This window comes from Rhodococcus sp. 05-2254-5 (assembly GCF_002258575.1).
Lineage (GTDB): Bacteria > Actinomycetota > Actinomycetes > Mycobacteriales > Mycobacteriaceae > Rhodococcoides > Rhodococcoides fascians.
On the sequence record NZ_NOZG01000001.1, the window covers coordinates 89697 to 102308 of the forward strand.

The following is a 12612-nucleotide window of genomic DNA, read 5'->3' on the forward strand; positions in this document are numbered from 1 at the left end:
TTCCTTGTGTTCGAGTAGGGAGGTGGGTCGGCTACGAAGCAATCTGTGCCGTGGGGTTGGTGATGCGGGTGCGGAAGAGGTTGGTGAGCTCGTCCGCTCCGGTTCGACCGTTGTCGGCCATCGGTTCGTTCGCGTAGGAGTTGTGCGAATCGGTGGCGAGCGAGGTGGCGTAGTTGAGCACCTCGTCGAGCACGCGGCCTGGGGTGAGATTATCGGCCAGCCGGTTCAAAAGGGGGAACTCGTCGAGGGGGAGTGCGCGGAGGGTCTTGCGGACCGCGTTGTTGACCTGGCCCACGAGTTTGCCGAGATCGGCCGGTAGAGCCACATAGTTCTGGGCCGCGGCGTTGGTGGAGATCCGCGCTGCGGTGGTGCCGATCGCGATGTACTCGTTGATAGGCAGCTTGGACACCACGGTCCCGATCATCGAACTGAATTGGCTCGCGAAGCTGATGACTTGGGGTGTGAGGGTCGCCAGCAGTGCCGGAACGGCGAACATGTCACCGCGGTGGATTGCATCGGTGAGCTGCGAGACGGTGGTGGCCATCGGGGCGATGTCTGCCCCGGGGATGGTCATTTCTGCGACCTTTGCGCTCAGTGTTGAGACGTTGCCGGCGAGGTCGAGTGCGAGCTGCGGCACGGTGAGCATGTTGCCTGTGGTCACTGCGGTGTTCAGTTTGCCGAGCGTGTCGGTCAGGGGTTGGCCGTCGAGACCGAGAAGCGTGGTGACGACTCCGGCGACCGAAGACGCGGGATCGGTGGCGTCGATCTTCGATCCGAGTTGCCCGATGAACTGTGTGGCGATGGCGTCGTCGGGGGTGTTGCAGTACGTGTCGTCGGGATCGCACACGCTGGCGGTGACGTTGTTGAGAGCTCCGAATCCCTTGGGTCGCGCACCGACGAAGCCGTTGCCGGTGGTCTTGGTTCCGAGTTGAACGCCGGCGGTCGGGCTCTGGCCGGGGTCGGCCATCAGGCCCACGGCAAAGATGCGATCGGCGCTCACCGGGCCCTCGCCGTTTCCGATCTTGCTGGCTAGATCTCCCGCGGCGTCGGCCCCTTGGGAGAAGCCGGTCAGCCCGAACTTGGTGCTCGGGCATTCGGCTGCCTTCTCGGAGATGTGTTGCGATGCGCGATCGATCGCTTCCTTCTTACTGGTTCCGTAGGTCTGGGCCTTGTCGTTCACGATCGTCGCGACGTAGGGAACTGTGTATGTCTGCAGTTCCTGGGATGAGAACTCGGAGTCGAGTGGGTCCACGACGTTGCGGAGCATTCCGACCGGCACATTCGGATCGGCCTGCTCGTTGGTTTCCGTGGTGCCGGGTATGGCCACCAAGATGTTGTCCGGGCATGCCGGAGCACCGGCTTGCGGATCGGCAATGGCGGAGGGAATGACGACGATGCTGGCAGCGACGGCGAGCCCGACTGCGCTGACAACGATCCTCTTGCGTGTACGAGATGCGGTCATGATGTGCGTCCTTTGTAGGTGAGAGCGGGGTTGGTGCAGGTGGACTTCAGCTCGCCAAGGCGGACTCATGGTGTGATCGGGTGTAGAAGAACGTCCGCTTTCCCGGCGAGGGAGTGTTGCCGGTGCGTGCTGCTACTCCGTCGCGGACTCGCGCGACAGCGCGGCTCAAGCGCTGTCGAAGGGCTGCCGGTGAGCAGTTCTCCTCGACGGCGAGCGATGCGAGATCGGCACCTTCGGTGACGAGATATGCACGGATCAGAAGTGAGTGCTCGTCGGCAGTGATGGTCTTGGACTGCACTGCCCATGCAAGAACCGAATGCAATTCCCGTGCCGATACCTCCCCCGGATTGCTGGTCGTGCGGTCATCGGATCCGTCGGCAACCCGGTGGAGCTGGTCGGGTTCGGCCGGCGTTTCCACCGCAGATTCGCAGGTCTTGGTGATCAGACCCAGCGTCCGAAGCGAGAGTGCCCCGGCAATCCCAGTGCCGCCGGGACGGTGCGAAGCGATCACCTCGTAGAACGCGGCGATGGTACGCGAGGCACGTTCTTCGCGGCTGTGATCGGTTCCGTCCAGCCGCGCGTAGCGATGGATTCGGACCAGCTTGGGGAGCATCAACCGGACCAAAACTGTGCCGGCGAGGGCGCTGCCTGCACTGTGCTCGGTGAGCAGAAGGGACAGGGTGGCGTCACTGTCCTGAGCGGCAAGCTCAGCGATGTCGGCCACGGAGCGAGCGGACGACCATGCGGGGTGTCGATCGGCCCACGTGCGGACTTCGCGGCCTGCGAGAGCGTCGACACAGAGATTGGTCCACTCGGCGTTGATCGTCGTAAACAGCGATGTGCTGTATCCGAGTGGGGTGGAGGAATGCGAGGAAGGCTGCGGCGAGGTCACTGGGGCGCTCCTGATAGAGGCAACTGAAGTTCGATCGCCTCTGACACAAACAGCGCCTTATATCCGCTGAGCTGCGGATTCTTACTCGAAAAGGCGGAGCTGTTATACCCGCCGGGTCCGGCGGAACCAGAAAACGGCAGCGCCCCGCGTTCGACATAGACCGCTGTGACCTGCGGTTACACGGCGACGGTGATAACAGCCCGACGAATCGCAGCGGGGCGGTGAAAAAAAGTTCGAGAAATTTCCGGTCGCCTCTGTCACAGACCCGCCCGCGAAGGGATCTACCTGTTCTCAGAAGCCCGTACACGGCGGGCTACCGACAGGAGGACCCCGGATGGACGACCACGATCCGTCGGCCGCATTGCTCTCGGACACCGCTCGCGTGCACTCGGTGTCCGAAGAGATCCGCGGCCTCGCGGCGCAACTCGGCGACAATCCGCTCAGCGCAGAGATCGCCAGCCGCGTCCGCGAGGTCGTGCTCGGTGAGCCGGCCGAGCAGGCGCGGGCAGCGCTCGAACGGATGATGGCGACCCGGGGTCGAGGCGCTCTGCGATTGGTCGACGAGGGCTTCGTACCCGCCACGGTCGAGCCGTCTCGGCACGAGGAGATCTCATGAAGATCCATCTCCGTAAGAAGGGCTCGAACAAGCCGACAGAAGCTGCGCCGGCCACCGAGCTTCATCAGTGGGCCGGCAAGCAAGCGGTCGCGACCAAGGCGATGAAGTGGGGTCTGTTCGCGGCGATCGGCTCCGGAGTGGTGGCACTGGTTCTCGTCTTGGCCGGCGTCGGGTCCACGACGCCGATCCAGAGCAAGGCAAACCCTCAGACGGTCATCGACACAGCCCGCGAAGCAGCAGCGACCGACCTCGCGCAGGACTTCGTGTTGACGTGGTTGCAATCCAAGCGAGGAGACGAGAAAGCCCTCGCGCGCTTCGTCCGCACCGACGGCATGTCGCTTCCGGCTCAGGCGAGCTATACCGCGTCCGAACCTCGAATCGCGAGCGTGAAAGCAATCGACCCGCCGGCGCGAAATCAGGGTCCCACAGGATCGACATCGCAAGGAGGACCGCTACAGGCGGCCGGCCAGAACTACGCGATCGTTGTGTCGGTCTCGGTGGTTCCGATCGGGGCAGACCCGGCGACGAAGCCGGAACGTCGATACTTCTCGGTCCCTGTCGTGTTCGTGGGAGACGACGCGCGGGCTGCAGCAGTCCCTGCTGCTGTGGCGGCCCCGGCAACCGGCGGTGACCTCACACTCGGCTACCGATTCCGAGTCGGCCTCGATCACTCGCTCACCCAGTCGATCAGCCAGTTCCTCTCGGCAATGGTTGCCGGTGCCGGAGAAATTTCTCGCTACACCTCACCCGGCACACCGATCCGTGCCGTCACCCCCGCGCCGTACACCAGTGTCCAGATCACCGACCTCGTCTCGGACACCGACTTCTCGGCGGGTGCGTCCGGATCCCCGGCAGATGGTGCGACGGTACGGGTGCTCGCCACCGCGACCGTCACAGCCACGGACCGAGCGCAGACCTCGACCGTGCAATACCCGCTGACAGCGATCGCCCGGGGTGGCCGGTGGGAAGTATCCGCGCTCGACCCGATGCCGTTGCTCGCGAACTCGACCGGACTCAGCGCAGCAACCCCAACCATTGCGGTGCCGACCTCGACTGGTGCCAGCACTACCTCCTCCGTTCCCGCAGCGCCCGTTCAACCGAACTGACGCTCTGCTCCCCCTATCCGAAAGGTACGAACAATGACCATTACCTCGATCCTGGCCGATCCGTCGTCGACCGTCGTCGCCGAAGGAATCATCGAATGGGCCAACAACAAAGGTGCGGAGGTGCAGGGCCTCATCCGCACTCTCGTGGGCGTCGGCGTCGCCGGGTTCATCGCCGCGATTGCTTTCAAAAGTCACTTCGCCATTGCCAAAACACTGGTGGCGATCGTGGTCGGCGGGGCACTGATCTGGGTGATGTGGAACATCACCGCCGTCAAAGACAGTGTCGGCGACGAGCTTCCCGGCTCCGCCTCGCCACAAAGCAGCGAGGTCGTCGTGGTGCCCGATCCGATCGCGGCGTTCATCTGACACTGCTCGGCCAACTCACGAACACCTCGATTCAACGACCCCCGCAGGAGTGTGACCGACCATGACCGAACAGCAGGCCTCCTCGCGGAGCGTGGTCAAGATGTTCACCAAAGCGCGCAATTTTCCGCAGCTGATCGGCAAAGCGCCAGACGGCCGAAAGATCCCCGGTGGCCCCTACACCCTGACCCAGTTCGTCGGCGCGGGTATTGCAGGCGGACTGCTGTGGCTGACCCAGTCGCTGTGGGCGCAGGGCAGTGTCATCACCAACGGTGTCATCTTCCTCGGTGTCACCGGCGGCACCCTGTGGGCGTTGGGGAGGCTGCCGCAGGGAGCACGGAATCCGATCTCAGTAGTCCGGGGTGTCGGGCGCGCGGCTACCGGGGCGATGTCACCGTCGAGGATCAATGGCGAGCCGATCCGGATCAAACGCCCTCACGCGGTACTGGGGTCGGTGATCATCCTCGACACCCCGCCAAGCCACGACGCTGCTATCAGTGAACCAGCAGTCATCAGAGCATCCAGCGATCGAGTAGAGAACGCCGCGGCACCGGTGGAGCTCGACGACAACGCAGCGCCGGCCGCACCAGCATTCAGACCTCTGACCCAACCGCGGCCGGAGCGAAAGATCGCACCAGCGCCAGCCCGGCCGCGATCGGACGGCGAACGCCAGCGCTCGCAGAGTCCAGCCCTGGCCGAAGCGTTCGGCGTCGCCAACCTGGCACCGGCGAGCAGCGTTCAGCAGCTGCTTGCCATGGCTGCAGCGGCCCCCACCCCGACCCGAGAGAAGGCGTAATGCAACAACCGAACCGGCTCGTCACCTCGAACTTGCGCTGGACCCGCTCCGGAGTCGTCTGGGCGGACTACGTCCTGACCGGAATCCCGTACGGGTACCGGCCGATCGAAGACCGACAGACCGCGCGGGCGATGCACAAGATGTTGCTGCGCGCTCTTCCTGGCGAATCTCTCCTGCTCAGTGTCGCGGTCAGTCTGGACCCAATGACCATCGTCGAGCGCATGGAACGGGGTGTCGATCTCGATCTCCATCCCGCGTGGGCAGACGAATGCGACGCCACGATCGACCGCCTGGAGGAGATCCGACCCGGCCAGCGAATCTACTGGCTGTCCATCCCCCTGGCCAACCACGGCTTCGGTGACACCGTCAAGGCCGCAACGTCCGCCGCATGGTCCTCGGTGGCCGATCTGCTGGGGATGCCGCCCTCGTCGATTCCCGTCGAGGAGAGAGAACGCCGCGCAGCTCAGGCCGCGCAGATCGCCGCGGCCATCCCTGCCTTCTACGATGCGACCCCCGCAACCCCCTCCCAGATGGTGTGGCTGCACCAACATGCTCTGCAGCGCGGCCTCGGCCTCGATACCGACATGCCCACCGCTCTAGATCATCCGGCAGGCACTGCTCGAGGATCCTTCACTGCCGCGCGGCTCGACGAAGGGGCTCAAAGCGATCGCCCCGAATCGGGCTGGCGGGCCAAGGCGCCGACCTTGTCGCGTGTGCTCAAAGTCGACCAGCCGTGGGAGGTAACGCCACCGCCGGCCAGCTATCAGTGCTTCCTGGTGCTCGCCGCCACTCCTTCGGGCGGCACGCTGTTTCCAGGCTCGGAGTACCTGACCCTCGCGGACAACCTGGGCGGCGTCGATGTCGACTGGGCAATTCGGTTCAAGAACTCCGCTGCATCGGAGGTTCTGAAGAAGAACCGCCGCGCCTTGGTGCAGATGAACGATCAATACACCCAGCGAGAAGACGAATTGAGCACCGGCAGCGTCCTCGACGACGCTGCCGTCGCCCTCGCGGAATACAACGCGCTTCTGGAGGCGGACGCAATGGAGATGGAAGTGCAATCCACCACCGTCTTCTGTGTCGCCGCCGCGGACGAAGAGACGGCCATCGCATATCAGCGCGAGCTGGCGAAGGAGTTCGAGGGTTCGACCTACAGGTTGCAGTCACCGATCGGATTCCAGGAGGAGCTGTTCTGGGCAATGACACCCGGCGTGCCGACGCCGGCGATCTGCAACGAGTTCGCGCAGATCACCACATCCGAACATTTCGCCGCGTACGTACCGGTCACCCGCAACGATCTCGGCGACGGAGACGGCCCGCTGATCGCACTCAACATTTCCTCGGCCCGCACTGGCGTCGTGCACCACGACATCGCCAAGAAAGCGTCACGTGACGTTTCGGGTTCGGTGGGAGTGTGTGGCAACTTGGGATCAGGCAAGTCCGGCTACTTGAAAACAACCGGTAACCAGGTCGTCGACCGCGGCGGCCAAGTCATCGTGGTCGACCGGACCCCTCTGGGCGAATACGCACTGTGGGCCGAAGCGATCACCGACGCGGTGGTCGTCGATACCGCAGCACCGGACGTCACGATGGACCCTCTTCGGCTGTTCTCGCCCGCACGAGGAGGGGAAGTTGCGGTGTCTATTCTGTTGCCGCTGTTGCAACTTCAGCCCGACGACCGTTTGGGGGTACTGCTGTCTCAAGTGCTCGAGCCGGAATACCGCGCTCGCTTCGGCAATTTCACTACCCCAGGCCTGGTTTCGCACCTCGAGAAGGACTGCACCCTCGACGGAGCTGCCGAGCTTGCCGGAAAGTTGAAGGTCTACGCGACCAAATCCTATGCAGCAGCGCTGTTTCGGCCGGACCTAGAGCCGTTCAATCCACGCGCAGGAGCCATCGTCTTCCGCACTCACACACTGGAATTGCCCTCGGAGCGAGAAGTGGAGAACGAGCATCTGTTCAAGCAGATGTCGCTCCAGAAGCGGGTAGGGCGAATGATGTACACCCTCATCGCGCAGATCGCCCGCGGCATTTGCTTCGCGGACCCCAACACCCTCGCGGTCTTCCTGCTCGACGAATGCCATCACCTGACGCGCTCGAGCGAAGGTGTCGAGATCATCATCGACTTCATTCGAGACGGCCGCAAACACGACGCCGCGGTGATGCTCGGATCGCACGACCCCGAAGCAGACTTCGGCTCCGAGACGCTGCGAGGGCTCATCCCCACCCGGCTCGTGTTCCGGCAGACGGATCGACGACTAGCGCAAAAATCGTTGAAGTGGCTCGGCGTCGGGGAAGACGATCTCGGACTGCTCAAAGAGCTGATGGAGAACACATCGCCCGTCGAAGGCAAAGACGGATACGTCGCACCGCATCGCCGCGGAGAGGGCTACATGCGCGATCCCGCCGGCAACGTCGGCCGCATCAAGGTCTTACTTCCGGCATCGGAAGCGAGATACCAAGCGGCGAGTACGACTCCGAAAGAATCGACTACCGAGCGCGCTGCGGAGTTGGCGACATGGTGATGTCGAAACGAGTTGTGCGCCGGCCAGGTTCGATTGGCGGCGGCGTCAAGATGGTTCTCGAGCTCGTGCTGTGGTCGTGGATCCCGCGGTCGTGGTGCAGTGTTCTCGCTCGCTTCCTCGGCCCTGTCTTCAAGTGGGTAGTGGCATCTCGAATCCGCCGCGCGATCGTCACAGGTGTCGCTGTCTGGCACATGATCGGTCTGCTGGCGATCGCCCTGGCGTCACCGGCTCATGCCGACCCGGGTGAAACCCTGCCCACCAACAGCACATTCAGCTGGATGGAAGTCCGTGACTCTCACGGAATTCTGGTCTGGGACTACTTCATGTCCATCGACGAAGGCTCGGTCGGGCACCCGATGTACACCGTGTTCTCCACCTTCATCATGCTCGAGTACGAGGTGTACCGCGGGGTGACCGGCTTCGCGATTTGGTTCGTCACCTACGCCTTGCGGTTCGAGTGGCTCGAATTGTTGACTGCGCCGTTCCGTTCGATCGGCGATGCCATGCAAACGGTCACCGATCAGTTCCAGCTCACGGGCCTTCTTCTCACCGCTGCTGCAGGCATCGGAGCGTGGTGGGTCATTCGCGGACGGTGGACGACGGGAGTGTACGAACTCCTGATGGCAGCAGCGATCGCCGCTGCGGCAGTGGGGATCCTGTCCAATCCAGTCGAACGGGTCGCAGGACAAAACGGCCTGATCATGCAGGCGCGCGACGCCGGCGTGCAGCTTGCGGCAGGCCTGGCCAACAAGGGAGACACGACGTCGAGTTCCGACGAACTCATCGACCAGATCTCGGAACAGATGGCCGACACGTTCATCAGGCAACCCACCCAACTGCTGAACTTCGGCCGAGTCATCGACGGCTCGCCCGACGGAGAACGTTGCACTCAAGCCTGGGACGCCGGCCACGAAAAAGCAGACGGCAACACACGAGACACCCTCAAAGACAACATCAAAGGCTGCGGCGGCGAAGGCGCAAAACAGATGAAGGACTTCGCCGATCACCCCGGACCGGGACAGGTCGGGTCCGGGGTCGCGATGCTACTGGCCGGTGTCATCCTGCTCGGATTCGCCACAATTCTGGCGTTCACCCTCATCCTCGCGGTACTCACCGCCCTCGCATCGGCCGTCAAGGGAATTGTGGTGACCGTCGTTGGAATTCTGCCCGGATCCGGCCGCGGAGCATTGTGGAAAGCCCTCGCCGCGGTGCTGATGTCGATGGTCATCGTTATCTTCGCGGTGGTGTTCCTCGTCGGATACATGATCGTGATCGGACAGTTGTTCAGAGGAGACGGCGACTCTCCGCTGATGATGAAATTCATCCTGACCGACATCGTTCTGATCGCGGGCATCATTCTCTACCGCCGCGCAGTGAAAGGACTACGCAAAGCTTCCGACGCCCTCGCACGCAAGCTCGGAAGCAGACCAGGAGCCGCGCCCACCGCGATATCGACCAAGACACCGACCAGCCCCCTCGCCCAAGCTGCCTACGCCGGACAAGTGGCCCGCCAGGCCTATCAAGGTGGAAAGGGACTGGCCAAGACAGCCAGCCATGCAACGGCCCGAACCGCCAAGGCGAGTAAAGCTCTCGTCGACGGGACGGCAGCCGCCAGCAGCGCAGCCACACTTGGAACTGCTGCCGTGGTCTACTCGGCCGGGAAGATTGCAACCGCGGGCGTCAAGAAGGTCGTCGGTCGACGGAGCGACGCCAAAGCTACCCAGGCGGCCACCGACACCACCAATGCTTCCGAAACCCACCCCAGCCTTCGCAAACCGATCAACATCGACCTTCCCCCGACGCAGTCGGTCGTCGGCTCCGGTCACTCCCACACTCCGGTCTCCAGCCCCGTCGGAGACCGATCGGCGGTCCGCTCTCACGGCGACAAGACAACGAACGCACCCGGTATCAAGCGGCCGGTGGCCACCGCTCCCGCACTGTCGACTCCAGGAAACCGAGAAGTTCGGGCCAGCCGCGCCACGGTGACCGGCCCTGGAGGCGGACGATTCCGTGAGTACTCCACCGATGAGGGCTCGCCGCTTCTGCTTCCCGACCGGTCCACGCGGCCGTCGAGTGCTCCGCGTCGTGCCCGACCGACCGTCCAACCAGGTGCCACCACGAATCCGACGGAAATCCTCCATCGAGCTGCGTCAGGCGCACGGCGATGACCTTGGTGGCCCCGCCTGAGACAGCGGTGTCGCCGAACTCGAAAGCGCCACGTCGATGGTGGAAACTCGCCCTGGCGGTCGGTATCGCCGCTCTCGGTGTACTCGTCGTCATTCCATTGATGGTCGTCGTACTCGTCACATCGTCAGGTTCCAGCGGTTGTGCCCCCACGGTCTCGTCCGGTACCGGTGGTGATGATGCATCGCCGTTGACCCCGTCCGGTCCCATCGGCAAGCCGACCCGCGATGGCACGACCACGATGACGTCCCCCTTCGGGCAGCGGTGGGGCACGATGCACCAAGGCGTCGACTTCGCGGGCCCGATCGGCACCCCGATCTACGCAGCCCTCGACGGCACTGTGGTCAAAGCCGGACCCGCTCAAGGCTTCGGAATGTGGATCGTCCTCGACTCGATCGTCGACGGAAAACCGGTCTCCACCGTGTACGGGCACATGTATCCCAACGGCGTCCTCGTCAAGGAGGGACAACAGGTCAAGGTCGGCGACCACATCGCCGACATCGGCAACGCCGGCGGCTCCACCGGACCACATCTGCACTTCGAGTACTGGGAAGGCGGCCGTTTACAGGGCGGAACCGCTATCGACCCGATGAGCAAACTCGGTCAGGCGGGAAGCCCCCAATCGTCCGGCGCTGATTCACCGACCGGCGCCGGTACCGCTGTCGATTGTGGCTTCGGCACGGCCGGCGGAGATCTCCGAACCGGATCCGTGCCGCCGGAGTTCGAGCCGTGGATCCGCAAAGCAGGAGCCGTGTGCCCAGGCGTGGGTGCTCCCCTGATCGCATCCCAACTCTCCGCCGAGAACGGTTTCCGCTACGGCCCGTCCGCTCCGGTATCGAGCACCGGAGCGTTGGGGCCCGCACAATTCATGCCGGGAACCTGGGCAACGTGGGGCAAGGATTACGACGGAGACGGGCGAGCCGACCCGAACTCCATCGGAGATGCAGTGATCTCACAAGCCCACTTCATGTGCGCCATCAACGGAGATATCACCGCAGCCATCGCCGCGAGAAAAGTGAAGGGCGACCCAACTGCACTGACGATTGCCGCCTACAACGCGGGCCCCGCCGCGGTGCTCGCAGCCGGTGGAATGCCATCCGGCGGTGACTACACCACACAAACACAGCCCTATGTGGCGAAGATTCTGGCCGGCCAAGCGCAGTACACATCCGAAGGTTCCACAGGCCGGTTCGTGCCGACCGGAGCTGACGGAGACAATGTCGTCGAGGCTGCACGCCAGTACCTCGGAACCCCCTACGTCTGGGGCGGCGGAGATATCAACGGCCCCTCCCGAGGAGGATTCGACTGCTCAGGACTGACCAGTTTCGCCTACTTCGCGGGCAAGCACATCACCCTGCCCCGCACATCCGAGGCCCAATGGGGAGTGGGTTCGGAGATCCCGATCGATCAAGCGATGCCCGGTGATCTCGTCTTCGGATCGTTCGAGGCGAACGGCCCTGGGCACGTCGGTATCTACATCGGCGGCGGTCAGATGATCCACGCCCCCACCACCGGAGACGTCGTCAAACAAGCTCCACTCATGGCTGGAATGAAAGCCCGGAGGATCTGATGTCCCTTGCCGGCCGACGTCTTATAGCCGTCCTCCTCGTCGTTGTAGCCGTGGTGACCATCGCCTGGTCCTGCAGCTCACCCGCCACCGATGAGCCGGAATCGGCACCGGAGACAACGAGCGCGCCAACCGCGCCGTCGCTACCCGAAATCAACACACAGCCAACCGAGACAACCGCTGTACCCGCTCCGATCAGCAGCGCCGCCACAGACGCGGAGACCGCAATCCGTCAAGCACTGACGACCGCCTTCACCTGGTACCCCAGCACCGACACGAGCTCGACCGACGCGTTTCTACGCGCCCGCCGATGGTTCACCGACAACCTCGCTGCAAAACTCTCCACCCCTGCAACGACCGAGCGAGGCCCCGGTGCCCAGTGGGAACAGTGGAAGAAAGAAGACGCCGAAATCACCGCAACCGTCTCGATCGGCTGCTCCGGATGCCCGGCAGATACCGCCGAGCGCATCTATCGAGTCGCGGAGATAACGCAATCGGCCGTCACCTCGGATGCCACGGTCCCCGTCGACTCCACCACGACCGTGTGGGTATCGGCAGTGCCGACCGCAGCCGGGTGGAGTGTGGACACTCTCGATTTCTGACCCTCGCCGCACATGACCCGGAGAGGGTCGCCGGCCACTGAACCGATCGCCCTGTACAGGCAACATGGAACGCACTATTTCCCGTGATCGGTGCCGCCGTTCATAGCCCTGTCGCGCTACGTGACAACCGGCTTCCGTCGGCCCTTAGCTCGCGGATCCGCGAGGAGGAGCCCCACCCCAGGCCGGTCGGGGTGGCTTGCGTATACCGAATCTCGTGGCAGTCACGCCGACGCTGGGGTTGGCGGATGGACGTTGCCCGAGGGTGCGTAAGAGAGGAATCGAACCGCATCCGATGAGCAGTTGATGAGGCGCCGATGCTGCCGCGAATTGGTGGTTATATGCCCCGGATGTGGGAAGGTCGCTGCAAGCCTTACTCGCTTCGCATCGCCGTTTGCAGCGTACCCCCCATGTCAAGGGGTGTCGAGCGCACATAGCTGTTCCCGCGACGGTCAGTCGCAACACGGAACGCGACTTGCCCGTCCCCAATCGCACCCTCACC

General features: G+C 63.7%; 10 protein-coding genes. 8 read left to right on the plus strand and 2 right to left on the minus strand.

Features of this window, described 5'->3' with window-relative positions; all coding sequences use genetic code 11:
* Positions 1-31: 31 nt before the first annotated feature.
* Positions 32-1462 carry a cutinase family protein gene (locus CH278_RS00415; protein ID WP_015586140.1) on the minus strand — a complete coding sequence of 477 codons (1431 nt, stop codon included), beginning with the start codon at positions 1460-1462 and terminating at the stop codon, positions 32-34.
* 46 nt (positions 1463-1508) lie between these two features.
* A complete protein-coding gene (locus tag CH278_RS00420; protein WP_015586141.1) occupies positions 1509-2354 on the minus strand; it encodes a hypothetical protein in 846 nt (281 codons plus the stop codon).
* Positions 2355-2688: 334 nt separating this feature from the next.
* Between CH278_RS00420 and CH278_RS00425 the strand changes: the two genes are divergently transcribed.
* From CH278_RS00425 to CH278_RS27820, 8 genes are all read left to right on the plus strand, one after another.
* Positions 2689-2970 carry a hypothetical protein gene (locus CH278_RS00425; RefSeq protein WP_015586142.1) on the plus strand — a complete coding sequence of 94 codons (282 nt, stop codon included), beginning with the start codon at positions 2689-2691 and terminating at the stop codon, positions 2968-2970.
* Positions 2967-4076, plus strand: a complete 1110-nt coding sequence (locus tag CH278_RS00430) for a conjugal transfer protein (protein ID WP_015586143.1) — start codon at positions 2967-2969, stop codon at positions 4074-4076. The genes CH278_RS00425 and CH278_RS00430 overlap by 4 nt, the downstream gene beginning before the upstream one ends.
* A gap of 33 nt (positions 4077-4109) precedes the next feature.
* Positions 4110-4442 (plus strand): hypothetical protein, encoded by a 333-nt coding sequence (locus tag CH278_RS00435; RefSeq protein WP_015586144.1) that lies wholly within the window; start codon positions 4110-4112, stop codon positions 4440-4442.
* Positions 4443-4503: 61 nt separating this feature from the next.
* Positions 4504-5235, plus strand: a complete 732-nt coding sequence (locus CH278_RS00440; protein ID WP_015586145.1) for a hypothetical protein — start codon at positions 4504-4506, stop codon at positions 5233-5235.
* Positions 5235-7760: an ATP-binding protein gene (locus CH278_RS00445; protein WP_015586146.1), complete on the plus strand. Its 2526-nt coding sequence runs from the start codon at positions 5235-5237 to the stop codon at positions 7758-7760. Before CH278_RS00440 ends, CH278_RS00445 begins: the two co-directional genes overlap by 1 nt.
* On the plus strand, positions 7754-9928 hold the full coding sequence (locus CH278_RS00450; protein WP_052047789.1) for a hypothetical protein: 2175 nt from the start codon (positions 7754-7756) through the stop codon (positions 9926-9928). The genes CH278_RS00445 and CH278_RS00450 overlap by 7 nt, the downstream gene beginning before the upstream one ends.
* 119 nt (positions 9929-10047) lie before the next feature.
* The gene (locus tag CH278_RS00455; RefSeq protein WP_072692242.1) at positions 10048-11514 is read left to right on the plus strand and encodes a peptidoglycan DD-metalloendopeptidase family protein; all 1467 of its coding nucleotides are present in this window, start codon (positions 10048-10050) and stop codon (positions 11512-11514) included.
* Positions 11514-12113 (plus strand): hypothetical protein, encoded by a 600-nt coding sequence (locus tag CH278_RS27820; protein ID WP_015586149.1) that lies wholly within the window; start codon positions 11514-11516, stop codon positions 12111-12113. Before CH278_RS00455 ends, CH278_RS27820 begins: the two co-directional genes overlap by 1 nt.
* Positions 12114-12612: the final 499 nt, after the last annotated feature.